Origin of the sequence: Flavobacterium kingsejongi (genome assembly GCF_003076475.1) — a bacterium.
Lineage (GTDB): Bacteria > Bacteroidota > Bacteroidia > Flavobacteriales > Flavobacteriaceae > Flavobacterium > Flavobacterium kingsejongi.
This window is the reverse complement of record NZ_CP020919.1, coordinates 1,195,092-1,220,404: the sequence shown is the minus strand read 5'-3', so window position 1 is coordinate 1,220,404 and position 25,313 is coordinate 1,195,092. Positions and strand designations below refer to the sequence as shown.

General features: G+C 40.1%; 23 protein-coding genes. 12 read left to right on the top strand and 11 right to left on the bottom strand.

Features of this window, described 5'->3' with window-relative positions; all coding sequences use genetic code 11:
- Nucleotides 1–144: 144 nt before the first annotated feature.
- Nucleotides 145–1,296 carry a lycopene cyclase family protein gene (locus FK004_RS05045; RefSeq protein ID WP_108736288.1) on the bottom strand — a complete coding sequence of 384 codons (1,152 nt, stop codon included), beginning with the start codon at nucleotides 1,294–1,296 and terminating at the stop codon, nucleotides 145–147.
- Between the two features lie 153 nt (nucleotides 1,297–1,449).
- On the opposite strand from FK004_RS05045, the gene FK004_RS05040 reads away from it, so the two are divergent.
- The 5 genes from FK004_RS05040 to FK004_RS05020 all read left to right on the top strand — a co-directional run bounded on the left by FK004_RS05040 (nucleotide 1,450) and on the right by FK004_RS05020 (nucleotide 7,383).
- The gene (locus tag FK004_RS05040; protein ID WP_108736287.1) at nucleotides 1,450–3,702 is read left to right on the top strand and encodes a TonB-dependent receptor; all 2,253 of its coding nucleotides are present in this window, start codon (nucleotides 1,450–1,452) and stop codon (nucleotides 3,700–3,702) included.
- Nucleotides 3,702–4,145, top strand: coding sequence for a thioredoxin family protein (locus FK004_RS05035; RefSeq protein ID WP_108736286.1), 444 nt, complete (start codon nucleotides 3,702–3,704; stop codon nucleotides 4,143–4,145). Before FK004_RS05040 ends, FK004_RS05035 begins: the two co-directional genes overlap by 1 nt.
- 77 nt (nucleotides 4,146–4,222) lie before the next feature.
- Nucleotides 4,223–4,876: a metal-dependent transcriptional regulator gene (locus FK004_RS05030; protein ID WP_108736285.1), complete on the top strand. Its 654-nt coding sequence runs from the start codon at nucleotides 4,223–4,225 to the stop codon at nucleotides 4,874–4,876.
- Between the two features lie 3 nt (nucleotides 4,877–4,879).
- Entirely contained in the window at nucleotides 4,880–6,763 is a 1,884-nt protein-coding gene (locus FK004_RS05025; RefSeq protein WP_108736284.1) for an Nramp family divalent metal transporter, read from the top strand.
- 98 nt (nucleotides 6,764–6,861) lie between these two features.
- A complete protein-coding gene (locus tag FK004_RS05020; RefSeq protein WP_108736283.1) occupies nucleotides 6,862–7,383 on the top strand; it encodes a thioredoxin family protein in 522 nt (173 codons plus the stop codon).
- Nucleotides 7,384–7,417: 34 nt separating this feature from the next.
- On the opposite strand, the gene FK004_RS05015 is transcribed toward FK004_RS05020, so the two are convergent.
- From FK004_RS05015 to FK004_RS05005, 3 genes are read right to left on the bottom strand one after another with little or no spacing between them, the layout of a single operon-like run.
- Nucleotides 7,418–7,540, bottom strand: coding sequence for a FeoB-associated Cys-rich membrane protein (locus FK004_RS05015; RefSeq protein ID WP_108736282.1), 123 nt, complete (start codon nucleotides 7,538–7,540; stop codon nucleotides 7,418–7,420).
- A gap of 6 nt (nucleotides 7,541–7,546) precedes the next feature.
- Complete coding sequence (gene feoB, locus FK004_RS05010) at nucleotides 7,547–9,649, bottom strand: ferrous iron transport protein B (RefSeq protein WP_108736281.1); 2,103 nt, start codon at nucleotides 9,647–9,649, stop codon at nucleotides 7,547–7,549.
- Nucleotides 9,649–9,891, bottom strand: coding sequence for a FeoA family protein (locus FK004_RS05005; RefSeq protein WP_108736280.1), 243 nt, complete (start codon nucleotides 9,889–9,891; stop codon nucleotides 9,649–9,651). Before FK004_RS05005 ends, feoB begins: the two co-directional genes overlap by 1 nt.
- Before the next feature lie 240 nt (nucleotides 9,892–10,131).
- Between FK004_RS05005 and FK004_RS05000 the strand changes: the two genes are divergently transcribed.
- Nucleotides 10,132–10,743, top strand: coding sequence for a hypothetical protein (locus tag FK004_RS05000; protein ID WP_108736279.1), 612 nt, complete (start codon nucleotides 10,132–10,134; stop codon nucleotides 10,741–10,743).
- 4 nt (nucleotides 10,744–10,747) lie between these two features.
- Here the strand turns inward: FK004_RS05000 and FK004_RS04995 are convergent, their stop codons facing one another.
- Complete coding sequence (locus FK004_RS04995) at nucleotides 10,748–11,410, bottom strand: SCO family protein (RefSeq protein WP_108736278.1); 663 nt, start codon at nucleotides 11,408–11,410, stop codon at nucleotides 10,748–10,750.
- 171 nt (nucleotides 11,411–11,581) lie between these two features.
- Here FK004_RS04995 and FK004_RS04990 point away from each other — a divergent pair, with 171 nt between their 5' ends.
- From FK004_RS04990 to FK004_RS04970, 4 genes are all read left to right on the top strand, one after another.
- The gene (locus FK004_RS04990; protein WP_420358888.1) at nucleotides 11,582–13,642 is read left to right on the top strand and encodes a M13 family metallopeptidase; all 2,061 of its coding nucleotides are present in this window, start codon (nucleotides 11,582–11,584) and stop codon (nucleotides 13,640–13,642) included.
- A gap of 251 nt (nucleotides 13,643–13,893) precedes the next feature.
- Nucleotides 13,894–14,634: a lysophospholipid acyltransferase family protein gene (locus tag FK004_RS04980; protein WP_108736276.1), complete on the top strand. Its 741-nt coding sequence runs from the start codon at nucleotides 13,894–13,896 to the stop codon at nucleotides 14,632–14,634.
- A gap of 4 nt (nucleotides 14,635–14,638) precedes the next feature.
- Nucleotides 14,639–15,637, top strand: a complete 999-nt coding sequence (locus FK004_RS04975) for an acyl-ACP desaturase (protein WP_108736275.1) — start codon at nucleotides 14,639–14,641, stop codon at nucleotides 15,635–15,637.
- Nucleotides 15,638–15,685: 48 nt separating this feature from the next.
- Entirely contained in the window at nucleotides 15,686–16,339 is a 654-nt protein-coding gene (locus tag FK004_RS04970; RefSeq protein WP_108736274.1) for an HD domain-containing protein, read from the top strand.
- Between the two features lie 206 nt (nucleotides 16,340–16,545).
- Here FK004_RS04970 and FK004_RS04965 read toward each other — a convergent pair whose 3' ends face one another.
- The 6 genes from FK004_RS04965 to FK004_RS04940 all read right to left on the bottom strand — a co-directional run bounded on the left by FK004_RS04965 (nucleotide 16,546) and on the right by FK004_RS04940 (nucleotide 22,728).
- Nucleotides 16,546–17,328, bottom strand: coding sequence for an enoyl-CoA hydratase/isomerase family protein (locus FK004_RS04965; RefSeq protein ID WP_108736273.1), 783 nt, complete (start codon nucleotides 17,326–17,328; stop codon nucleotides 16,546–16,548).
- A gap of 12 nt (nucleotides 17,329–17,340) precedes the next feature.
- Nucleotides 17,341–18,777 (bottom strand): sensor histidine kinase, encoded by a 1,437-nt coding sequence (locus FK004_RS04960; RefSeq protein ID WP_108736272.1) that lies wholly within the window; start codon nucleotides 18,775–18,777, stop codon nucleotides 17,341–17,343.
- A 94-nt stretch (nucleotides 18,778–18,871) separates the two neighbouring features.
- Nucleotides 18,872–19,426, bottom strand: coding sequence for a CopD family protein (locus FK004_RS04955; protein ID WP_108736271.1), 555 nt, complete (start codon nucleotides 19,424–19,426; stop codon nucleotides 18,872–18,874).
- A complete protein-coding gene (locus tag FK004_RS04950) occupies nucleotides 19,410–20,768 on the bottom strand; it encodes an MATE family efflux transporter (RefSeq protein ID WP_108736270.1) in 1,359 nt (452 codons plus the stop codon). Before FK004_RS04950 ends, FK004_RS04955 begins: the two co-directional genes overlap by 17 nt.
- Nucleotides 20,769–21,800 carry a ferrochelatase gene (hemH, locus tag FK004_RS04945; protein WP_108736269.1) on the bottom strand — a complete coding sequence of 344 codons (1,032 nt, stop codon included), beginning with the start codon at nucleotides 21,798–21,800 and terminating at the stop codon, nucleotides 20,769–20,771.
- A 55-nt stretch (nucleotides 21,801–21,855) separates the two neighbouring features.
- Nucleotides 21,856–22,728: a helix-turn-helix transcriptional regulator gene (locus FK004_RS04940; RefSeq protein ID WP_108736268.1), complete on the bottom strand. Its 873-nt coding sequence runs from the start codon at nucleotides 22,726–22,728 to the stop codon at nucleotides 21,856–21,858.
- Between the two features lie 365 nt (nucleotides 22,729–23,093).
- Between FK004_RS04940 and hemA the strand changes: the two genes are divergently transcribed.
- Nucleotides 23,094–24,350: a glutamyl-tRNA reductase gene (gene hemA, locus FK004_RS04935; protein WP_108736267.1), complete on the top strand. Its 1,257-nt coding sequence runs from the start codon at nucleotides 23,094–23,096 to the stop codon at nucleotides 24,348–24,350.
- On the top strand, nucleotides 24,347–25,273 hold the full coding sequence (hemC, locus tag FK004_RS04930) for a hydroxymethylbilane synthase (RefSeq protein WP_108736266.1): 927 nt from the start codon (nucleotides 24,347–24,349) through the stop codon (nucleotides 25,271–25,273). Before hemA ends, hemC begins: the two co-directional genes overlap by 4 nt.
- Nucleotides 25,274–25,313: the final 40 nt, after the last annotated feature.

Genomic DNA, 25,313 nt, shown 5'->3' with positions numbered 1-25,313 from the left:
TCCTTTAACTCGCTGTAGGTATCCTTTAGGGTTCCCTTATAAAAGTGATAAAAAAATCAAGACAGGAAAACACATAAATAGCCGTAATAAAAAAACATAAAGAAAGTATATTCTTACTTTTTTAATAAAAATCGTCGTGACTTGTTATGCGCGCCTTCCAAATAATCTTCGGAAAAGGGCTGCTAAAAAAAGTGATTTGGGGCATTTTGAGGTTACCTGTAGATCTTCCCATAGTGAAGTATCTTCATCGAGGAATTTTAGGATTAATGCAGGATTGCCTTTCTGAAAGAGTGTCGAAAAGATTAAGGCTCCTTTTTCATTGGTACGATCCAAAATATCCAACAGTAAAAGATCATAAAACCAAAACTTATCCCTTCTGTAGAATTCCCTAAAATCATTATTTGTCTGTAGAAACGCTACCAATGCCTTTGATTTCTTGTCGGCATTTTTAAAAGTAAACCCTGTACTGGCTTTCGTCCATCCTCCGGCTGTACCAATGTGGAGAATGTTCTTAGTATTCCTTTTCCAAAAAGGATAACTGGTCATCGGGATACTTGCCTGCTCTCTATCGAGAATACGGTAGTCTTCGATTCCCAATTGGGCGATATACTCCCGAAGGGCTTCTTCATAACTTTCATGTGGCAGTAATTTCTCCGAAAAGAGTGTATATTCTATGAGGGCTTCTGTTTTGGAAAAAGGTAAGACATACATAAAACGGGTATTCCCCGATTGTGGAATGGAAAAATCCATGAATACCGGTTTTGCCGGATCAAAAACAGCAACATCTGACTGTATAACCCACCCCATAAAATGTTGTTGCAATACAGGATACTTTTTTTGACCTAAGACAGGCGCTGGTTTGTAAATACTACAAAAAGCTTTACTGCAGCTGTAGACCTGGTTTGTGGTTTGTACAATCACCCAGTCATCCGATTCATTATAGTCTTCTACGCTTTCATTCAAAAAGGTAATGCCAGGAACTTTAGAAAGGATCTCCAAAACATAGGTGTAAAAATCCAACCCGCGTACCATCTTATAGGCATAAGGCGTAAAGTCCAGCGTACGACGGTAATCTGGACTGGCAAAAATCGCATGTTCCCATTTTCGATAGACGATGGAATCCCAAGCACCGTTGGCTTTTTCCCAAAAGCACCAGGTTCTGTCATTTTGTTGTTTGGTATCCGGGTCAATTACAAGAATACTATTCTCTGTAAATTTACCCGATAACACCATTTGGTGTAATGTCATTAGTGCAGCTAATCCTGAACCAATAAAAATATAATCATAATGTTTCATTACCTACGCAGCACATTTTCCTCAAAAATAAGGATTATAAATTAAAAGCAAGACAATCATACAAGACTAAAATAAAAAAAATAAAAGCTATAAAATATTTTTTAGTCTTGTCTAAATTTATACTTTTGTTAGGCTAATTATACCTGAAAAACTATGATTCACAGAACTCTACTCTTTATTTTCCTGTTGCTATCGCAAATAATAATGGCCCAGAATGGCAGTATTTCCGGGCACATACGCTATAAAAACCAGCCCGTTTCCTTTGCTAACATTACCCTTATAAAGATGGGAATGTCTACACAATCCGATACCGAAGGCTATTATAACCTTACCGATATTCCTATGGGAAGCTATCAAATCCAGGTAAGTGCCATTGGTTTTAAAAACCACAATAGCAAAATCGTCATAGATACTATTGCTGTAAAAGCATTCGATATCCAACTGCTACAGGATGAATCGGCTTTGGAGGAAGTTGTCGTTACCGGAACCATGCGGGAAGTCAGCCGAAGTACGAGTCCGGTTCCGGTAGAAGTCTTTACCCCTAAATTTTTCAAGAAAAACCCAACACCTAATCTTTTTGAAGCAGTTGGAATGATTAACGGTGTAAAACCGCAGCTCAATTGTAACGTTTGCAATACGGGAGACATCCATATCAACGGAATGGAAGGCCCCTATACCATGATCCTCATTGACGGAATGCCCATCGTAAGCTCTCTTTCCACGGTATATGGTCTGAGCGGGATTCCCAACAGCCTGATCGAACGGGTAGAAGTCGTTAAAGGTCCCGCATCGTCTCTTTATGGTTCCGAATCGATGGGCGGGATCATTAATGTAATTACTAAAAACCCGAAGAATGCTCCTTTGGTGAGTCTGGATGTTTTTTGCACCAGCTGGGAAGAATACAATGTGGATGCTTCGGTAAAGTTTAAAACCGGAACAACAACAGGAATTCTGGGTATGAATTACTTTAATTATCAGAATCCTCTGGATAAAAACAATGATAATTTTACGGATGTCACCCTACAAAATCGTATTTCGGTATTTAATAAATGGAGCTTCGAAAGAAAAGAAAACCGTGTGGCCAGCCTGGCTACCCGTTATGTTTATGAAGACCGTTGGGGCGGAGAGATGAACTTTAGGCCCAACATGAGGGGAAGTGACCAGGTATATGGCGAAAGTATTTACACCATGCGTACCGAAGTGATTGGCATGTACCAGCTTCCGATCGCTGAAAAAATATTTACCCAATTTTCATACAACTGGCACGATCAGAATTCGTGGTATGGCGCTACGCCTTTCAAAGCCAGACAGCAAGTAGCATTTGTACAAGGATATTGGGACAAGCAGCTCACTCCTTCACACAATCTGTTGTTGGGAGCCACATTCCGCTTTACTCAATATGATGACAATACTCCCGGTACCCTTTCTGCCGATGGCCTGACCAACCAACCGATGGATACCCCACTTCCGGGTATATTTATTCAGGATGAATGGGCTATTAATCCTAAAAACACTTTATTGGCAGGCTATCGTTTTGACTATGATAAACATCATGGCGGGATTCATTCGCCGCGTATTGCCTATAAATTATCCCCCAATGCCAATAACGCTATCCGTGCCAGTTTCGGTACCGGTTTCCGTGTTGTTAATTTATTTACAGAAGACCACTCTGCTTTAACAGGCGCGAGGGAAGTGATCATCGCCAATGCCCTGAATCCCGAAAGATCCTACAACAGCAACCTGAATTATAACTTAAAAATCCCAACATCATCGTTTGTGCTCCAAGTGGATGCCACCGGATTCTATTCTTATTTCACCAATAAAATCGTTGGTGACTTTGATACCGATCCGTCTAAAATCATTTATGACAACCTCGATGGACACGCAATTTCCAGTGGGATATCACTAAATACGGAGATCACCTTTGACTTCCCATTAAAAATCATGTTGGGCGGAACATACATGGATGTGTATACGGAAGAAAAAGATGATCTGGGAACAGTAGGCAGAACCCAACAGCTGCATGCACCAAAATGGTCGGGTAATTACCTCATCAGCTACAGCCTTCCGAAAGATTTCAGCGTAGACTTCACCGGAACCTGGAGCGGCCCCATGCGATTACCGATTTTGGCCAACGATTACCGCCCGGAATATTCTCCCTGGTTTACTATTGCAAACATACAGGTGACCAAGAAATTTGATCGTGGATTTGAAGTCTATGGCGGGGTAAAAAACATACTGGATTTTGTTCCAAAATATGCCCTCATCAGAGCTTTTGACCCGTTTAACAACCATGTGAATGACCCAATAGGAAATCCCAACCACTATACTTTCGATACTGCTTACAACTATGCACAGCTTCAGGGTGCCCGGATGTTCCTTGGTGTTCGTTATACTTTATACTAATGAAAAAATCAATCCTCGGCTTACTGCTATTGCTACCCTGTATGCTCCTGGCTCAGGCAATTTCATTTGAGTCGCTGGAACAAAATATGAAAACAGACCCAAGGCCTGTTGTTATTGCCCTACGCACGGATTGGTGTAACATCTGTAAAATGCAATCGAAACAATTCGATTCCCATAAGCCTTTGCAGCATCTTTTGGCAAATCAGTATTATTATCTCGAACTCAATGCAGAAACGAAAGAAGCAATTATTTTCAATGGTAAAAAATACAACTCTATTACCAATGGCAATACTTCCTTACACGAACTGGCCTATCTGTTGGGAAATAATAAAGGGCAGTTGTCCTATCCTACCCTTGTAATCCTTGATTCACAGTTTCAGGTGCAGGCCCGTTTTAATGGTCTTGTAAAAGCCAAAACCCTGTATAAATTACTAAACAACTAAACTTATAATTAGTCTAAGCTAAAAAAATAATCTAAAAACCAATTAAAAGTTTATTTTTGTTAGACAAACCCCTGGTTATGACTCATTCTGAAGAAAATTATCTTAAAGAAATTTACCATCTTTCGGTAAATGCCACCAAAAATGTAAACACCAACTCCATCGCAAATGTCATGGAAAGCAAACCGTCATCAGTAACTGATATGGTTCAGAAACTGGCAGAAAAGGAGCTTGTAGCCTATAAAAAATACCAGGGCGTTACACTAACCGATAAAGGGCGTGCTTCTGCGCTGATGATCATCCGTAAACACCGTTTATGGGAAGTATTCCTGCTGGAAAAACTGGGTTTTAGCTGGGATGAGGTACACGATGTCGCAGAACAATTAGAGCATATCAAATCTACCAAACTCATTGATAAACTGGATGAATTCCTGGAATATCCGAAAGAAGACCCACATGGTGATCCCATTCCGGACAAAGAAGGGAACTTTTATGTGCAGGAGAAAATCCTGTTGTCCAAAGTACACCTGAATGAAAAAGTAATACTAGTCGGTGTTAAGGATTCGTCCAAAGAATTCCTGCAGTATCTTGATAAAATGGCTTTAGCACTGGGAACATCCATTACTATGGTGCAGAAAGAGAAATTTGATAATTCGGTAGTGATTCACACCGAATTTGGAGAAAAGGTATTATCCGATAAGATCACTTCCAATCTGTATGTCAAAAAAGTCTAATTTATGAAGCACAGCACTAACTCGCTTGATGAAGTCCATGAATCGGTTTCAGTTATTCAGAATACGTCTACATGGAAAAAGATCCTGGCCTTTTTTGGCCCTGCCTACATGGTCAGCGTGGGCTATATGGATCCGGGGAACTGGGCTACCGATATTGCCGGCGGAAGCCAGTTTGGCTATCAGCTGATATGGGTATTGCTCATGTCTAACATTATGGCTCTTTTACTGCAGAGCCTTAGTGCGCGTCTCGGGATCGTCCGTCGCAGGGATTTGGCACAAGCCTCCCGGGAAACCTATTCTAAAGGAATTAATTATGTCTTGTACGGGCTTGCCGAAATCGCTATTGCAGCCTGTGACCTGGCTGAAGTACTCGGTATGGCCATCGGGCTACAGCTTTTATTTGACCTTCCTTTATTATGGGGAGTGAGCATTACTATGCTGGACACTTTCCTGTTGCTCTTCCTGATGAACAAAGGGATTAAAAAAATGGAAGCTTTTATCATTGCTTTGATCGCAATTATTGGCCTTTCTTTTCTTACTGAAATGTTCCTCGCCAAACCGGATGTTTCAGAAGTGGTAAAAGGATTTATCCCTACGATTCCAAACAGTACTGCTCTTTATATCGCAATAGGAATTATCGGTGCTACCGTTATGCCCCACAACCTCTACCTGCATTCCTCATTGGTACAAACCCGGAAATATGACCGATCACCTAAGGGAATAAAACAGGCCCTGAAGTATAATTTCCTCGATTCCTTTATAGCTCTTAACCTCGCCTTTTTTGTCAATGCTGCCATACTGATTTTAGCCGCTGCAACTTTCTACAAAAATGGTATGTTTGAAATCGCCGAAATACAGGATGCCCATAAAATGCTGGAACCGTTATTAGGCTCAAAATGGGCTCCGGCACTCTTTGCCCTGGCCCTGATCGCCGCGGGACAAAGTTCCACCATCACCGGAACATTAGCCGGCCAAATCGTAATGGAAGGCTACCTGAACCTGAGGATTCAACCCTGGGTGCGTCGTGTGGTTACAAGACTGATCGCAATTGTCCCAGCGTTTTTGGCCATTCTTTACTATGGTGAAGAAGGAACCGGAAAATTACTGATCTTAAGCCAGGTTATCCTGAGCCTCCAATTGGGATTTGCTATTATTCCTTTGATCCATTTTGTCAGTGATAAATCAAAAATGGACGGATTCGAAATTGGGCGGATCATGAGAATCGCTTCCTGGATCATCACACTTATTATTGTTGCCCTAAATGCGAAACTGGTCTATGACGAAATCCACTCCTGGGTAACCACTTCTGAAGATGCCGTATGGATCTGGATATTTGTTGTTCCGCTGGCTTTTGCTGCCGTACTATTACTGCTATACATCACTTTTAAACCCCTAATCGATAAGAACAAAAGAGTGACCAAGCACGTTCCCCATATTGATGAGATCACAGTCTCTGATATGAATGCCCCCGTGGTTTACTCCAATATTGCCATATCGCTTGATTTTTCCAAAACCGATAGCAAGAGCATCAGTAGTGCTTTGCAATTGGGTGGTAAAAATGCGCATTACACGATCATTCATATCGTTGAAACAGTAGGCGCTATGGTTTATGGGAATCAGATTGAGGATTATGAGACGTCCAGCGATAGTGAGTACCTGCAACGCTACAAACACAAACTGGAAAGCATCGGGTATGATGTTACGGTAAAACTGGAATTTGGAAATCCAAAAGATGGGATCTCAAAAATTGTAAATAATGGTAATTTTGATATCTTAATCATGGGAGCACATGGCCATAACTGGTTCAAAGATCTTATTTTAGGAACTACAGTGGATGGTGTGCGCCACCGCGTATCCATACCTCTGCTGATCGTAAAAGAAGAATAAAGATTGTATTGCAACTTTTTTAAATTTTGTAATAACCGATAAACCGTTAATTTTATACATTGCAGTATTATTCGCTATTAACCAATTCTATTCCCTTTATGAAATTAAAAACAATAGTGCTTTGCCTCTTCCTGATCGGGAGCTTTTCCCAATTAAAAGCACAGGAACACGCTTCTGTAATTTTAGAAAAAGCGGTACACCAAGCCAAAAAAGAACACAAAAAAGTATTCGTACTCTTCCATGCCTCCTGGTGCAGTTGGTGCAAAAAGATGGAAAGCAATATGTACAGCGCTGCCAATAAAACGTTTTTTGAAAAGAATTATGTCATCACCCATCTTGTTGTTCAGGAATCCAAACAAAACAAAAAATTGGAAAACCCGGGAGCCGAAACTATCCTGAAAGAATTCAAAGCGGAAAATGTGGGAATCCCTTTTTGGATTATTTATGATGAGAATGGGAAACCGCTGGAAAATGCTTTTAACAGCAAAGGAGAAAATCTGGGTTGCCCGGCTACACCTGAAGAAGTAGCTGAATTCATTGGCAAACTAAAAAGAACGGCTACCGTTTCAGAAAAACAAAGCAAAGCTATTGAAGCCGCTTTTATCCTAAAAAAGAAGTAAAATTTACACCATTGAGACTATTCGGAGAAAGCAATTAGTGACATCCACAATTGTCTTCTCCGCAATCTCCGGACTTTTTCTTTTTGAAAAAGAATTTCTTTACCAAAAAGCCTACGGCAATTACTAATGCCAAGACAACTAATACTTCCTGTATCATAACTTATTATTTTAAAATCTGATAGGCTATAAAGGCGGTCAGATAGGCAAAGCCACTCATGGAAAACAACTGTATCATCGGCCATTTCCAGCTGTTGGTTTCCTTTTTGGTTATGGCCAGCGTACTGGCACATTGCAATGCAAAAGCATAAAAAAGCAATAATGAAACCCCTGCAGCCAGATTGAATACTTTTTCACCGGTATCCGGATGAATTTCAGCTGCCATTTTATTCTTGATCGTCGTTTCGTTTTCACTATCGCCTACACTATAAATGGTTGCCAGCGTACCTACAAAAACTTCCCGTGCAGCAAAAGAACTAATGATTGCAATCCCTATTTTCCAATCATATCCTAATGGTTTGATGACCGGCTCGATTCCCCTGCCTAACAATCCGATGTACGAATTTTCAAGTTTAAATGATGCGATCTCATTTTCAAGATCATGGTCGGAAATTGGTGCTTCAGTATGCTGTGCTGTCACGATTTCTTCGGCATGGGTAAAATTCCTGCCCGGGCCATAAGAAGCCAAAAACCATAATATAATTGAGATGGCTAATATAATTTTACCCGCACCAAAAACAAATGCTTTGGTTTTTTCAATCACATTATAAAGAACATTTTTGGATAGTGGCAGTTTATAATTGGGCATTTCAATCACAAAAAAGGTTTTTGCCTTTATTTTGAGGATCTTATTTAAAATATAGGCAGAAACAATAGCCGCGGTAAACCCAAGGAGGTACAACAGCATCAATGTCAATCCCTGCATATTGAAGATGCCTAATACTTTTTCGTTGGGGATTACCAATGAAATAATAATCGTATACACCGGAAGCCGTGCGGAGCAGGTCGTAAATGGCGTAACCAGTATGGTGATCAGGCGTTCCTTCCAGTTTTCGATATTTCGTGTCGCCATAATTGCCGGAATAGCACAGGCCGTACCCGAAATTAACGGTACAATACTTTTACCACTCAGTCCAAATTTGCGCATGATTTTGTCCATCAGGAACACCACCCGGCTCATATAACCACTCTCTTCAAGTACCGATATAAAGAGGAACAATATGGCAATCTGGGGAATAAAAATTACAATACCCCCGATACCCGGAATAATTCCCTGGCTGATCAGATTCGTAAAAACGCCTGGCGGCAAGTGTTCATTGGCATACGCACTCAGATCGGTAAATGCGCCATCAATGAAATCCATCGGGACACTCGACCAGTCAAAAATCGCCTGGAAAATCAGGAGTAATATCCCGAAGAAAATCAGGTAACCAAATACTTTATGCGTCAATACACGGTCAAGCCTGCTACGAAGATCTTTTGCGACCGTAGCATCAACAGTATAACCTACTTTCAGGACATCATTAATGAACTGGTAGCGCTTTATTGTTTCTTTCTGTTGCAGCCTTTTCAGTTCCGGTTTGGTCTTGGCAAAAGAATGATTTTCAACTTCAATCCGTGGCAGGTTGGAAAAATTGACATCCTGTGTAATCACCAGCCATAATTTATATAACAACTGACCTGGGAATGCCTGCCGAAGGCTGTTAAAATAATCTACATCAATCGTGGAAGCGTGGAGGCAGGATTCCGAAGAGAGGGATTTATAGTTTACAATCAACGCTCTCAACGCTTCTATCCCATGTCCTTTACGGGAACTTACCAGTGCTATTTTCGTTTTTAAATGTTCCTCTAAATACGGGATATCTAATGAAATCCCTTTGTATTCCATCCGATCCGACATATTAATCACAAGGATTGTCGGGATTTCCAAATCCTTAATTTGCGTAAACAATAGCAGATTCCGCTTCAGATTTTCTACATCAGTAACGACTACAGCAACATCCGGAAAGTCTTTATCATTTTTATTCAGGAGCAATTCTACCGCAACATTTTCATCCAGTGAACTTGCATTCAGGCTATAGGTTCCTGGCAAATCGATAATAATTCCCCTGTGATTGTCGGGAAGCTTAGCGGAGCCTTGTTTTTTTTCTACAGTGATTCCAGGATAATTCCCTACTTTTTGGTTTAATCCGGTCAATTGGTTAAAGACTGACGTTTTACCGGTATTCGGATTTCCTATTAAAGCTATTTTGATCGTTTTATGACTCATTACTGCGCATTTCGGGTTTGGATTTCAACTTCAATTTCGTTCGCCGTTTCCAACCGGATTGCCAGATGGCTGTCATTTACATTTAAATAAAGAGGATCACCGAATGGAGCTGTTTGGATTAATTCCACAGTGTTACCCGGAAGACATCCCATTTCCAATAATTTCAGCGGAATATTGTTGAGGTCAAATTCTTTAATAATGGCTTTATCGCCTTTCTTTAATTGAGCTATTGTAGTTCTCAAAGCTTATTTAGATTGAATTCAGATTACAAAAGTAGCGATTATTATGGAGAATAGCATACAATTGTCCTGTTGATTGGTTATAGCCACAGCGTTATTCACTTCTGGTAAATGAGTATTTTTTTTATCTTTTAAATACAAATGGCATTCATTCGCAGGATTTTAAGCAGGAACATAAAAACTGCAGCTGTTTTTTAGAATTATTTTCGATTTTCTTTACTTTCAGTCCTCTAAAAACAATGGTTGTTTAATCAATCACAATTGCTCAACAGGGCTTTGGTTTTAAGTAAATTCAGTGATGCTGATATCGCACAACTATATGAGGAGTACCGCAATAGTCTGGATTTGGAATTACGCCTTACTGTTGAAATAATGTTAGCACAAGATAAAGAATGCCGAATTGCAAGCGTCTTTAATATGGATACTATGAAAAAAGTAGACCGTATCAATCGCCAAAAACTACAAATGATTTTATCCGAAAAAGGATATCCGAGCCGTAAGAAAATAGGCAGCTATTCCCTAAATCAAAAAAATGTAAATTTAAATGCCCTCTTTTTGCATGCAGATCCTATACAATTACAAGAAGAGCTTTTATCTAAATTAAAACAGTATGTGATCAATGGCGATTGTCCACCTTATATTTACGCAGGACCTTTTGATAAACTGATGCTGAGTTATGGAGCGGAAACACAGCTCTATGGCACCATGAATAAAAACTATAAAGAACTAATGCCTTTACAATATCCTAAAAAACTGGATTCATTGCGCAAAAGTATTGGACTGCCACACATTGACTATTCAAAATGGAGACTCAAAACCAAGTACAATACCAGCTTCGATTATGATCTAAAATAAAATACTAATCCTCCGATAAAATTTTGATATCGCCTACCAGTTTTTTCATGTCTTCCATTTTGGTTCCGTCATAAAAGCCACGAATCCTGCGTTTGCTATCCACTAATATAAAGTTTTCGGTATGTACCATATCGTACATTTCCTCCGGTTTTCCGGTTTTAACAGCGAGATACGATTTCCTGGCAATCCCATAAATATCTTTTTTAGTACCGGTGACCAAATTCCATTTGGCGTCCAAAACCCCTTTTTTCAGGGCATACGCTTTTAATACTTCCGGAGTATCGGTATCGGGAGTAACGGAATGTGACAGCAGCATCACTTTTGGATTGTCTTTTATCTGTTCCTGAAGCCATACCATATTATCCGTCATGATTGGGCAAATGGTCTGGCAGGTGGTGAAGAAAAAATCGGCAACATATATTTTTCCGGCATAATCATCCTGGGTAATTGTCTTACCGTTCTGATTGGTAAACGAAAAATCTTCAATATGATGGTCTTTACGGATAAAAGAAATCGAACTGTCCACCATTTCCGGATTCACATCAGAAGGACTGTAAATTTTCAGTCTTTTCGGCTGGTCCAGTACGTTATAGAATAACGTAATAATTATAGCCGATAGAACGAATAATACGATAAAGAAAAAGCGGTACCTCCTGAAGAAATGCATACTATAGAATTTGCTGCAAAAATACAAAAGATAAACGCAGCGCCTAAGAATGAGATTTATAATTGACTGTTAAAACTTAAAATCTGTTAACCGATCCGTATTTAACATACTTAAAAATCATTACTATGCATTAAATTGATATTTTTGTTGGGTAATCTTTAAAAATACAGAATGAAAATGGATAAAAAAACATTATTCGCAACAATGTTGTCATTAGTTGTTGCCAATAGTATTTCTGCCCAAAACAGCCAAAAGGGCGAGCCTATCGGAATTAATACTTCCTATATGGATAAATCGGTAAAACCAAATGATGATTTCTTTCGTTTTGTAAACGGAAAATGGCTGGATGCTACTCAGATTCCAAATGACAGAACCCGTTGGGGAAGTTTTGACGAGCTGCGCCAAAAAACCGACAGAGATGCTTTAGCCATCCTGAACGAAGCCAGTAAAGATGCAAAATACAAGTCCAATACTGATCAGGGGAAAGCAGTGAACCTGTACAAAACTATTATGGATACTGTTGCAAGGAACAAACAGGGAATTGCACCATTAAAACCATATCTCAAAAAAATCAATGCCGTTAAAAATGTGGCTGATCTTCAAAAACTCCTTACCGAAATGGAACCTTATGGAGGTTTAGGCTTTTTTGGTGTATATGTAGGGGCTGATGAAAAAGATAGTAACAAAAATGTGGTAACACTGGCACCTGGTAGCTTAGGGCTTCCAGACCGTGATTATTATGTTTCTGATGATGCTGACTCCAAAGAAAAACGCGAAAAATACGTACTACACGTAGCTAAAATGTTGGAATACCTTGGTGAAAAACCAGCAGAAGCTAAAAAACATGCACAAGGGATCCTTGCGTTTGAAACTTCTATGGCCAAACCAAGAATGGACCGTGTAGAAAGCAGAGACAGCCGAAAATCATACAATCCGATGACCGTTGCTGAATTACAGAAACTGACTCCGATTATCGACTGGAATGCTTATTTAAGCGGTGTAGGGATCAAAAATGTGTCTACAATTGTAGTATCAGAGCCAAAATACATGACCGCTTTACAGGAAATCCTGAAAAAGAACAATGTAGAAGAGTGGAAAGCTTACATGCGTTGGTTATTAATTAACGAATCTGCCAATACACTTACAACCAGTATTGAAAAAACCAACTGGGATTTTTACAGTAAAACCTTAGGTGGTGCTATCAAGCAGAAACCAAGAGAAGAAAATGCACTTCAGACTGTGAATGGAACTGTTGGAGAAGCATTGGGTAAATTATATGTTGAGAAAAAATTTCCTGCCGAAGCCAAAGAGAAAGCAGAAAAAATGATCAAAAATGTATTCCTGGCTTTTGAAAACAGAATCAACAGATTGCCTTGGATGACGAAAGAAACCAAACAAAAAGCAATCGAGAAACTGCACAAATCAAAAATCAAAATTGGTTACCCTGATAAATGGAAAGATTATTCTGCCCTGACAATCAAAAGCCCGGAAGAAGGCGGTACCCTGTTTGAAAACATGAAAAATGCAACCAAATGGAGATTTGATGAAAATATAGCAAAACTGAACAAACCGGTAGACAAAGACGAATGGTTTATGGCACCGCAAGTGGTCAATGCTTATTTCAACCCATCCTACAATGAAATCGTATTCCCGGCAGCGATTCTGCAACCTCCTTTCTATGATTATCGTGCAGATGAAGCGGTAAACTATGGTGGTATTGGTGCAGTAATCGGCCATGAAATCTCTCACGGTTTTGATGATTCCGGAGCGCGTTATGATGCTAATGGAAATTTAGTAGACTGGTGGTCTGAAAGTGACTTAGATCAATTTACAGGATTAGGGACTGCTTTAGCAGACCAATACAGCAAATTACAACCGCTTCCAGGAACATTTGTAGATGGTAAATTTACACTGGGAGAAAATATTGGTGACCTTGGTGGTGTAAATGCAGCCTATGACGGATTGCAATTGTACCTGAAAGAAAACGGAAACCCTGGATTAATTGACGGCTATACTCCGGAACAACGCTTTTTCCTTTCATGGGCAACCATCTGGAGAACAAAAGCACGTGACGAGGCTATCAAAAATCAGGTAAAAACAGATCCACACTCCCCTGGAATCTACCGTGCCTATGTGCCATTACAAAATGTTGACGCTTTTTACGATGCCTTTTCAATCAAAAAAGGAGACGGAATGTATATCGCTCCTGAAAATCGTGTGAAAATCTGGTAATTATCCAATCACAATAGTACTAAATCCCGGGCCTCAAAACCCGGGATTTTTTTATGCTTTATTTCTAAGAAACAGTACAAAAATCAGGGAGCAGGCCAGTCTGTTTTTATAGAAACTTCGGTCCCGCTGTCCGCTATATCTTTTCTTTTGGAAGCAAAAAGAAAAGGATGCCGCTACCATCGGGGCTAATTGAGAAATTATAGCAAATTTTACCAACGTTTTTACTATTTTTGCAAATAATTTCAACCCGCATGCAAAAGTTAATTTCATATCCCATATCGGTAATTTATTACCTTGTTTTTGGATCCTTCCTTGCGATATTTCATCCAATCCAATGGGTATGCCTTAATCTCTTTGGTTATCAGGCACATAAAAAAAGTGTAGATTACCTGAATTTCTGCCTGGTACGCACCACGCATTTACTCGGTACTACCTATAAAGTTGAAAATTTGGAAACCGTACCTGCCGGGATTCCGTTAATAATAGTAGCCAATCATCAGAGTTTATATGATATTCCCGCCCTGATCTGGTTCATGCGGAAATTTCATCCGAAATTTATCAGCAAAAAAGAGTTGGGAAAAGGCATACCAAGTGTGTCTTATAATTTAAAACATGGAGGCTCGGTGCTGATTGACCGGAAAGATCCAAAACAGGCTTTGCCCGCAATAAAAGGAATGTCAGAATACATCGAATTATACAAACGGTCGGCAGTAATCTTTCCGGAAGGGACGCGAAGCAAGACCGGGATCCCAAAACGCTTTTCAGAAAGCGGTCTTAAAATCCTTTGTAAATACGCTCCTTCTGCGTACATTGTACCTGTAACGATTAATAATTCCTGGAAAATGGTACGCTGGGGTATGTTCCCCCTCGGCCTTGGAAACCGATTAACCATCAAAACACAAGAAGCCTTTCCAATAAAAGACCTACCTTTCGGCGAAATTTTAGAACGAACCGAAAACGCGGTCATCAAAGATATTAATATACAAAAATAACAATATGTCAATTAAAAACGTACGTCTGGAAGTGATGCAGTTTCTGGAAAAAAATGTCGACACTTTTGTCGAACAATTCCTGATTCCTGTTGAGAAAATTTGGCAGCCCACGGATTTTTTGCCGGATTCGCAAAAGGATACCTTTTTTGACGAAGTAAAAGAATTACGTGAACTGGCCAAAGAAATGCCATATGATTTCTGGGTAGTGCTTGTAGGAGATACCATTACCGAAGAGGCTTTGCCTACTTACGAATCCTGGTTAATGGATGTAGAAGGAATAGACCAAAATGACAATGATGGTAAAGGAAACGGATGGTCCAAATGGGTAAGACAATGGACCGGTGAAGAAAACCGTCACGGGGATCTACTGAATAAATACCTTTATCTGTCCGGGCGTGTCAACATGCGCGAAATCGAAATGACCACCCAACACCTCATCAATGACGGTTTTGATATTGGAACCGGAAGAGATCCGTATAAAAACTTCGTATACACCAGTTTCCAGGAATTGGCTACCTATGTTTCCCACAACCGCGTATCCCAACTGGCCAAGAAATTTGGTGATAATAAATTGTCTAAAATGTGTCGTATGATTGCTGGAGACGAAATGCGTCACCACCATGCCTATAGCGAATTTGTAACGCGTATTTTCCAGGTTGACCCGAGCGAAATGATGCTTGCTTTTCAATACATGATGAAGCAAAAGATTGTTATGCCGGCACAATTCCTAAGGGAATCCGGAGAAAAGATCAGCAGTGCTTTCGAGCAATTTTCAGATTCTGCACAACGAATTGGAGTGTATACTGCTAATGATTATGTCGATATCATGCAAAAGCTGATTGACAAATGGGAGATTTCCAAAGTCACCGGCCTGACAGATGAAGCCGAAAAAGCCCGGGATTACCTGATGAAACTTCCGGCTCGTATGGCCCGTATTTCAGAGCGAATCATTATCCCACAGGAATCACACATCTTTAAATGGGTAGAACCTGCAAAATTATAATCTTTAAAAATCCTTTCCACAAGAAAGGATTTTTTTAATACCTAAAACATGAAACATACCGACCTGATCGCCAAAACCAAAATCTTCGTACAGGAACAACTTCAAAATGCAGAAGGCGGGCACGATTGGTTCCATATTGAAAGAGTGTATAAAAATGCCCTCCTGATTGCCAAAGAAGAAAATGCCAATCTTTTAATTATAGAACTCGGCGCACTATTGCATGACATTGCCGATAGCAAATTTCATAATGGTGATGAAACCGTAGGCCCGAGGGTCGCCCGCAACTTTCTGGAAAGTGAAAATGTACCGGAAGCTATCATTGCGCATGTCATAAATATTATCGAAAACATCTCTTATAAAGGCGGGAATTTTGAACGGAAGTTTTCCTCTCCTGAGTTGGCGATCGTACAGGATGCCGATCGTCTCGATGCTTTGGGTGCCATAGGGATTGCACGCACCTTTAATTATGGGGGCTTTAAAAACAGGCCACTCTATAATCCGGATATTGCACCTAACCTTACCATGTCCAAAGAAGAATATAAAAAAAGCAACACTCCGACTATCAATCATTTTTATGAGAAACTATTATTGCTCAAAGACCTGATGAATACCACAACCGGAAAAAAAATTGCTCAGGAACGCCACCGGTATATGGAAACTTTCCTGTCCCAGTTTTATGCTGAATGGGAAGGCTTGAAATAGGATAATTATATACTTTAAACTATAACCATTTATTTTTAGGATTACCGTTTTCACTACCCTAAAAATTTTAGCAAAAAAAAGAGGCTGTCTCACAACTCGTGAAATAGCCTCTTTTTCTGTTTTTTACTCGGACTCCTGTCGGAGCGCAGGTCTCAAATATGCAATTCTCAAGGACTTTTTTTAGTTTTGAGACTCCCTCTTTTTTTTTATTTTCCGGTAAATGATGCTTTTCGCTTTTCCAGGAAAGCCGTCGTACCCTCTTTGAAATCTGCTGTACCAAAGCATTTTCCAAAAGCCCTGATTTCGGTTGTAAAGCCGTTGACACCATCTTCATAATTGGCATTAATCGATTCTATTGCCGCGGCGATTGCTGCAGGTGAATTCTTCATGATTTTGGCAGCAATTGTTTTTACAAATTCGCCCAATTCTGCCTGTGGTACTACATGATTTACCAATCCGTATGCTTTTGCCGTCTCGGCATCAATCATACTGGCGGTCATAATCATTTCCATAGCACGTCCTTTCCCGACCAATTGCGGAAGCCGTTGTGTACCGCCATAACCAGGAATAACTCCAAGGGAAGTTTCAGGAAGTCCCATTTTAGCATTATCAGAAGCAATCCTGAAATGTGCCGCCATTGCAAGTTCCAATCCACCTCCTAAAGCAAATCCGTTTACTGCGGCAATTACCGGAGTTCCTAAATGCTGTACAAAATCGAATAATAATTCCTGTCCTCTGGCCGCAAGCTGCGCACCTTCTTCTGTAGAGAATTCTGAAAACTCTGCAATATCAGCACCCGCTACAAAAGCTTTTTCCCCACTGCCGGTTACTATGATAACTTTTACAGAATGATCTGTATCTGCTGCTTTGAAAGCATCGTGTAATTCTTCTATTGTTGCTTTATTCAAAGCATTTAATTTTGCCGGTCGGTTGATGGTTATTGTTGCCACTCCGTTTTCCTGTGCTGTCAAAATGTTTTCGAAGGCCATAATTTTTTTATTTTAGCTATTAAATTTTCGCGAAACTGCTTCCCTGATAATGGGCAAGGTTACAATAAAAATGGTCCCTTGTCCAGGTTCTGTTTCAAAAGTAATCGTTCCTTTATAATTTTCAATAATATTTTTTATAATTCCAAGACCCAATCCCATGCCACTGTTTTTCGTGGTAAATTTCGGCTCAAAGATCACTCCGGCATGCTCCGGCTCGATCCCGGAACCATTGTCTTTAACTTTAATCAAAACCATATTATCCCGACGCAATACACTGACGATAATTTCCTTCTGCCGCCCTTCCGGTACTGCCTGTAGTGCATTTTTAACTAAGTTAGTAATGATCCGGATCAGCTGCGTGCGATCCATTTTGGTAATGATCTCATCTTCTTCTTTTTCAAAAACGATAAAATCCTCATTAAAAATATCCAATGCCAACTGTACTACATCCACAACATTCAGGGTTTCATTTTGCTGCGCAGGCATAGAAGCAAAGTTCGAAAAGGCTGAAGCAACCGAACTCATGGTATCAATTTGCTGGATTAATGTTTTGGAATAATCATCCATTTTCTGTCTTACATCAGGATCTTCCGGATTAAATTTCCGTTGGAAACTCTGTACTGTGAGTCGCATTGGCGTCAATGGATTTTTAATCTCGTGGGCGACCTGTTTCGCCATTTCACGCCAGGCCTGTTCTCTTTGGCTTTGTGCAAGCTTCAGGGCACTTTCTTCCAGCTTATCCACCATACTGTTGTAGGCGTTAATCAGGGAATTAATCTCCCTGCTGGTGCCTTCTACTTCAATCTTTTCATTTTTCTGATTGAAATTGGTTTCTGTGATCTTATCCGAAATATTTTTCAAAGACTGTGTAATGTAACTGGACAGGAAATAGGCCAGTACAATAGCAAAAACCAACATAAAGAGGTATACCTGACCAAGGCGTATCAGGAAATTGGTCAACTCGCGGTCATAAAAACCATCATCTTCAATATTGGGCAGATTGAGTATCCCAAGCGGCTTGAATTTGATATCCTTAATATAACTGTAAGAAGAGCGGAATTTCTGCCCGTCGATTGTATGGATGTCCACATACCGTTTGTCGGGTGTGGACTGAATTAGTTTTAGTATAAAATCGGAAATGGGTGGTGTGGCCGAATCAATGGAGAATTTGGCCTTGGATGATTTCAGTAACTTCCCATCCAGTCCATAGATATTAATTTCCAATCCATGAATATTAGATAATTCATGAATGCGGTCTTTAAAAATCAACGGCAGGTTTTCTGTGGTCAGGGGATAGGTCGTCGTTTGCAGTATGTAATTGATATGCTCTTTGACTGAATTCTCTTTGCGTTCCAGCCGTTCCTTATGATAATCCTTCGCTTCTTTTTTAAACTGATAAATGGATATCGAAGCGATAAGGATGGAGGCAATCAGCGTCAACAGTATCATCGACAGGAAAATCCTGACGCGTAGTGATAGCCGTTTTATTTTGAAATTTCTAAACATCGGATTAAATTAAGTGCCTCCTGGTTATACGAACAGCTTAACGGTTGCGCTCCCGGATTCTTTTGTAAAACCGGAATCCCAGCATAATCAGCACCGAAAACAAAAAGATTCCAATTACACCAAAAATCCAATTGACTGCACTTTTTAAAATTACTAAAAAAACGACAGCAAACAGAATAATTGTTGCCCCCTCATTCCAAAGGCGCATAAAATTGGTGGTATAGCGTACTTCATCCTTTTGAAGCTGCTTGAAAATCTGGTGGCATTTTAAATGATACAGGTACAGCACAAATACAAAGCCAAGTTTTACATGCATCCAGGAAAACTCTAGCCAGATATTGCCGCGGTCGGTAAAAAAAAGCATCCAGAAAGCAAAAATACTGGCCAAGATCGCCGAAGGCCAGGTAATAATATACCACAACCTGTAGGTCATAATACGGTATTGGTTTTGCAGGATTTCCTTTTCAGGCGAGGGTTTATCGGCAGCTTCTATTTGGTAAACAAAAAGCCGTACAATATAAAACAAACCCGCAAACCAGGTAATTACAAAAATAAGGTGCAGGGATTTGAGGTAATCATAATAGTTTTCCATCTTCGGTTTCGATAAGATTGGTTGATAGTTCTTTTTTTAAAAAGTAGGCCGTAATCAGGGTGGATAATACATCTGCAATCGGAAATGCTACCCATACTCCAAAAATGCCAAAAAAATTAGGGAGGATCAGCACCAGTGGAATCAGGAAAAAGCCCTGTTTCGTAAGGGTCAGGAATAAAGCCTGCCTGGCTTTACCCGCTGCCTGGAAATAAGCAGCGCCAATCAGCTGGACGGCTATAATTGGTGAGGCAGCAAATACCCAGCGCAACGCATTGGGTGTTTCTGCAATGACCGCCGGATCGTTTGTAAAGATGGCCACAATCGGGCGGGCAAAAGTAAGGATCACAATAAAAATTAGTATGGCCAGTAGTCCTGCATATTTTATCGAGATTAAAATAGACTCTTTGACACGATGGTAATTCTGGGCACCATAATTATAACCTGCAACAGGCAGAAAGCCCTGTGTAATACCCAAGACCGGAAATAAAGCAAACATCAGCATCCGGCTAATAATGCCATACACGGTAACTGAATGTTCTCCCCCGTAGGTATACAGGGTATGGTTCAATATAATCGCCAGGATGCTGACAACTCCCTGCCGGGAAAACGTCACAAAGCTTAAGGTTGTAATCTCTTTGACAATAGTATTCCGGAATGCAAAATGATGCCATGCCAAATGCATCTCACTTTTATAAACAAAAAACCACAGTACAAACAGGAAAGCCATAAAATAGGAAATACAGGTTGCGAGTGCCGCGCCATATATTCCCATATCCAGGATTTTAATGAATACAATATCCAGGATAATATTTACAAAAGCGGGAATGATCATCGAATACATCGAAAATTTCGCTTTTCCTTCGGCACGTATCACATTATTTCCCACCATACAAAGTGCCAAAAAAGGAACACCGAATAAAACCGGAAAAAAGAATTCCCGGGCTGGAGCCATAATATTTCCGTTTGCCCCGAAAAGCAATAACATTTCTTCACTAAAAAAAAGGCCGACAAGTACAAAGATGGATGCCAACAGGAATGTCATGGAGATCATATTCCCTAAAGTCAATAGTGCCTTTTCCTTATCTCCCGCCCCTAAAGCCCTAGAGAGTACGGAACTTCCACCAACACCAATGGCCATTCCCAGTGAAGAAATCAAAAAGGTAATCGGGAGAACTACTGTAACAGCAGCAATAGCCAGTGAACCAATCCATTGACCGACAAAAATCGTATCAATCAGGATATTCACCGACATAAATAAAATGCCTACAGAAGAGGGTACAGATTGTTTTATCAGTAATTTCTTGATATCCTGAGTCCCTAATTCAACCGATGAAACAGCCATTTATACTACTGTTTTTTCGGCAAAAGCCCATTCGTCAATCCATTTGACCAAGGTCTCTATCCAATTTTCATCATCATTCAGGCAGGGTATTGCTAAAAAGTTTTCTCCACCATTGGCTTTGAAATCTTCGTTGGCCTGCATTGCAATTTCTTCCAGCGTTTCTAAGCAATCCGCCACAAAAGCCGGGGTTACAACGGCAAGGTTCTTAATCCCCTCCCCTGGCATTTTATTGATTTCAATATCGGTATAAGGTTCCAGCCATTTGTCTCCTGCGAGTCGGGACTGAAAGGTTTGTCGGTATTTTTCTTTTGGCAATCCCAGCTGCTCCACTACCAATCGTGTCGTTTCATAACACTGGTGGCGGTAACAGAACTGATGCGCTGCCGATGGCGTACTACAACAGCTACCATCTATTTTGCAATGGGATTTGGTAACATCGGTTTTTCGCACATGGCGTTCCGGAATACCGTGGTAGGAGAACAACAATAAGTCATAGTCAAACCCTTTTAAATGTTTCTGAATGGAATCAGAAAGGTTTTTGATATAGTCCGGTTTATTATAGAATGCCGGAACATCGGTAAAAGTCATTTGTGGAAATTTCTTCTTCCGGATTTCTTCAGCCAAAACCAATATGGTTAAGGTAGAAGCCATTGCATATTGTGGATACAATGGAAAAAGCAATACTTCCGTTACCCCTTTATCAGCAAGTTCCTGTAATCCGGATTCTATTGAAGGTGTTCCGTAACGCATGGCTAATGCTACCGGAACTTCTGCTTTTGCCTTTACTTTTTCATGCATTCGCTTCGAAAGCACAATCAGCGGGGATCCTTCTTCCCACCAGATTTTTTTATAAGCTTCTGCCGATTTTTCAGGCCGCTTTCTCAAAATAATGCCACGGACCAATAATGCGCGTAATAAAAACGGGACATCAATCACGTATTTATCCATTAAAAATTCATCCAGATACGGTTTAACATCTTTGGGCTCAGGACTCTTTGGAGAACCCAGGTTTACTAACAATACACCTTTCATTTATTCTTTATTAAAAAATTAAAATGCCTGATTTTATCATTCAGGCGTTTTTATATTATGCGTTTACATTAATTGACATCAGGTATTTTTTGGGAGTGGTTCCAAATTTCTTTTTGAAAGCCGCTATAAAATGACTGGCTGTACTATAGCCGATCTTAAGTCCTACCTCATTGACATTATACGAACCACTGTCCAGCAATTTTCGTGCAAATTCCATTTTATAGTCAAACAAAAAGCTATAGACACTATCCCCATAAATCTGTTTGAAGCCCATTTTAAGCTTTTTGAGATTTATCCCTACCTGATCTGCTAATTCCTGAAGTCCCGGAGGCTCGGCCATATTGGCGATAACGATGTCCTTTGCTTTGCGGATTTTAAGTACATTGTCCTCATCCACTAAAAAAGGGCATTGCTCGGCATTGGGATCTTCATTCCTGTTGAAATAAAGACTCAGCAATTCGTAAGCCTTCCCTTTGAAGTAGAGGTTTTTTATGGATTGGTGCAGGTTGAAATTAAACAGCTGATTCAGTACAATCGACATCGAGGGACTGATCGTTTCATCCTTATAATACTTCTTATCCTTATTCCCTTCACTTAAAAAAGGGATATAATCTGCTTCTGAAGAAAAAAGTCCATGAAATTTTTTGATCGAGATCAGGACTGAAATCACCCAGGAATGCGGGGCAATTTCCAAATGTACCGGAAGTTCTTTTTGGGGGTTGTATAAAAACAAAGAGACTTCCTCTTTCAAATCCAGCGCATATCGACCCTGGTTAAAAATGAATTTCGCCCTACCCTTAATTCCAAAATGAAACTGGATTAAATCCATGTGTACTTCCCGCTCGAAATGGGACGTTTCATCACTATCATTTTGAAAGCGTAAGATCGAAAAACCATCCTCAATTTTAATCTCTTCCTGTGAACTCATAGCGGTATTTTTTTATTGCTATTTTTCAAAATTAAATCCTTTTTTATTTAGAATGGTTCTAAACAAAAACGATGTAAAGTGTTGATTTCAGTGCAAATTTAAATCATTTTAAATTTAAATCACCATTTTAAATCAAAATATCTCATAGCGACATAAAAAGAACTTTGAGCGTTGTTTTTTATGAAAGTATAATAATACTTTTGTTGAGCTTTTTTAAGCTAAGCCATTTTTTGTCTCTTTTGACCCTTCGCAGATCGGGAATTAAAGAACTTCTTTTCACGCTGGTTTTAAATCCCGGCATGAAACAAAAAAGAAATTCACATCAAATTTAGGCTTCTTAAGAAAACATACTCAAAGTACCTCGTATGAACAATAATAATGTATCGAAACACCTGACCTTTTATGCCGTCGGTCTAAGCTATAAAAAAGCAGATGCCGCTGTAAGGGGAAAGTTCAGTTTAGATGCCCAGTCCAAAACTGCCTTATTACAACAGGCAGAAAATGAAGGAATCAGTAGCTTAATACTGATTTCAACCTGTAACAGAACCGAAATCTATGGCTTTGCGGAACATCCTTTCCAGCTTATCAAATTACTTTGCGACAATAGCCGCGGAACAGTGGAGGAATTTCAAAAAGTTGCTTTCGTATATAAAAACCAGGATGCCATTAATCACGTATTCCGTGTGGGTTCCGGATTGGACAGCCAGATCCTGGGAGACTTTGAAATTATTGGCCAAATCAAAAACAGTTTTATTGAATCCAAATCTTTTGGCTTGACAGATACTTTTTTTGAGCGGCTGGTCAACTGTGTAATTCAGGCGAGCAAAAAAATCAAGAATGAAACCGAACTCAGCTCTGGTGCCACTTCGGTATCATTTGCGTCGGTACAATATATAATGAACAACATCGCCGACATCAGCTCCAAGAATATATTGTTGTTTGGTACCGGTAAAATTGGGCGCAATACCTGTGAAAATCTGGTAAAACACACCAAAAACGATCATATTATCCTGATCAACAGAACCCGTGGGAAAGCGGAAAAAATTGCAGGAAAATTTAATCTGGTTGTAAAGGATTATGATCTGCTTCCGCTGGAAATACAAAAAGCGGATGTGCTTGTCGTAGCTACCGGAGCCCAGTTACCTACTATAGATGCTTCTATCCTTGACCTCAACAAACCCTTGCTGATCCTGGATTTGTCGATTCCAAAAAATGTTCATGAAAACGTAAGGGATATTCCCGGAATCAGCCTGATCCATTTGGATGACCTGGCAAAGATGACCGATGAAACCCTTGAAAAACGAAAACTGCATATCCCACAAGCGGAAGCCATCATTGATGAAATCAAAGAGGAATTCAACGACTGGCTGAACGGCAGGAAGTTTGCCCCTACCATTCATGCCCTGAAAGAAAAGCTAAATTCCATCAAAACTACAGAATTGAATTTTCAACGTAAAAAAATCAGTAATTTTGATGAGGAGCAGGCGGAATTAATCAGCAACCGCATTATACAAAAAATCACCAATCATTTTGCCAACCACCTGAAAGACCAGGACACCATTGTTGATGAAAGCATTGAATGGATCGAGAAAGTTTTCCAAATTGAAGCCATACGCAAATAATGAATAAAGTTATCCGAATTGGAACACGAGACAGCCAACTGGCTTTGTGGCAGGCCCATACCGTAGAGAAAAAATTGAATGCCTTAGGCTACCTGACAGAAATTGTTGCGGTAAAGTCAACAGGCGATATTATTCTTGACGTTCCTTTATATGAACTGGGGATTACCGGTATTTTTACCAAAACCCTGGATATTGCGATGTTACAGGGCACTATCGATATTGCAGTACATTCCATGAAAGATGTCCCTACCGCATTGCCAAAAGGCATTGTTCAGTCGGCCGTCTTAGAGCGGGCATCCGTATTGGATATCATGGTTCACAAAGGCAACCTCGATTTCATGCACAATAACAGCCCGGGAACTATTGCCACCGGAAGCCTACGCAGGCAAGCCCAATGGCTCAACCGATTCCCCCATCACACTGTAGTGGACCTCAGGGGAAATGTCAATACCCGATTGCAAAAACTGGCGGATCAGGACTGGAACGGAGCTGTATTTGCATTGGCCGGACTGGAACGGATAGCTGTTTTGCCGGAAAACCATATCACACTGGATTGGATGATTCCAGCACCAGCACAGGGAGCAATGGTAATTGTAGCAATGGAAAATGATGCTTTTTCACGCGAAGCTGCCGGAAAATTAAATCATCTCGAAAGCGAAATCGCCACCCATGTCGAACGGGAATTCCTAAAAACACTGGAAGGTGGCTGTACAGCACCCATTGGTGCACTGGCAACAATCATAGGCACCACTATCCGACTGGAAGGGGTTCTTTTTTCCATAGACGGGCAGGATAAAGTGCAGATTGAAAAAACAGTTGAAATCAACCATTATAAAAATTTCGGGCGCAAATGTGCGTTGGAAATACTGGAAAATGGCGGAATCGCTGTGATGGAGAAAATAAAGAAAGATTTACAACAATAACGACCGGAATATTTCAAATTTCAGCCGCCATGATATTGGG

Coding starts and splice junctions, on each gene's coding strand:
- hemH (WP_108736269.1), bottom strand. CDS start 21,800: ATGAAAGGTGTATTGTTAGTAAACCTGGGTTCTCCAAAGAGTCCTGAG.
- FK004_RS04965 (WP_108736273.1), bottom strand. CDS start 17,328: ATGGCCTTCGAAAACATTTTGACAGCACAGGAAAACGGAGTGGCAACA.
- FK004_RS04980 (WP_108736276.1), top strand. CDS start 13,894: ATGCAAAAGTTAATTTCATATCCCATATCGGTAATTTATTACCTTGTT.
- FK004_RS04970 (WP_108736274.1), top strand. CDS start 15,686: ATGAAACATACCGACCTGATCGCCAAAACCAAAATCTTCGTACAGGAA.
- FK004_RS05015 (WP_108736282.1), bottom strand. CDS start 7,540: ATGATACAGGAAGTATTAGTTGTCTTGGCATTAGTAATTGCCGTAGGC.
- FK004_RS04955 (WP_108736271.1), bottom strand. CDS start 19,426: ATGGAAAACTATTATGATTACCTCAAATCCCTGCACCTTATTTTTGTA.
- hemA (WP_108736267.1), top strand. CDS start 23,094: ATGAACAATAATAATGTATCGAAACACCTGACCTTTTATGCCGTCGGT.
- feoB (WP_108736281.1), bottom strand. CDS start 9,649: ATGAGTCATAAAACGATCAAAATAGCTTTAATAGGAAATCCGAATACC.
- FK004_RS05040 (WP_108736287.1), top strand. CDS start 1,450: ATGATTCACAGAACTCTACTCTTTATTTTCCTGTTGCTATCGCAAATA.
- FK004_RS05025 (WP_108736284.1), top strand. CDS start 4,880: ATGAAGCACAGCACTAACTCGCTTGATGAAGTCCATGAATCGGTTTCA.
- FK004_RS04940 (WP_108736268.1), bottom strand. CDS start 22,728: ATGAGTTCACAGGAAGAGATTAAAATTGAGGATGGTTTTTCGATCTTA.
- FK004_RS05035 (WP_108736286.1), top strand. CDS start 3,702: ATGAAAAAATCAATCCTCGGCTTACTGCTATTGCTACCCTGTATGCTC.
- FK004_RS05030 (WP_108736285.1), top strand. CDS start 4,223: ATGACTCATTCTGAAGAAAATTATCTTAAAGAAATTTACCATCTTTCG.
- FK004_RS04990 (WP_420358888.1), top strand. CDS start 11,582: ATGAAAATGGATAAAAAAACATTATTCGCAACAATGTTGTCATTAGTT.
- FK004_RS04995 (WP_108736278.1), bottom strand. CDS start 11,410: ATGCATTTCTTCAGGAGGTACCGCTTTTTCTTTATCGTATTATTCGTT.
- FK004_RS04975 (WP_108736275.1), top strand. CDS start 14,639: ATGTCAATTAAAAACGTACGTCTGGAAGTGATGCAGTTTCTGGAAAAA.
- FK004_RS05020 (WP_108736283.1), top strand. CDS start 6,862: ATGAAATTAAAAACAATAGTGCTTTGCCTCTTCCTGATCGGGAGCTTT.
- FK004_RS04950 (WP_108736270.1), bottom strand. CDS start 20,768: ATGGCTGTTTCATCGGTTGAATTAGGGACTCAGGATATCAAGAAATTA.
- FK004_RS05045 (WP_108736288.1), bottom strand. CDS start 1,296: ATGAAACATTATGATTATATTTTTATTGGTTCAGGATTAGCTGCACTA.
- FK004_RS04960 (WP_108736272.1), bottom strand. CDS start 18,777: ATGATACTGTTGACGCTGATTGCCTCCATCCTTATCGCTTCGATATCC.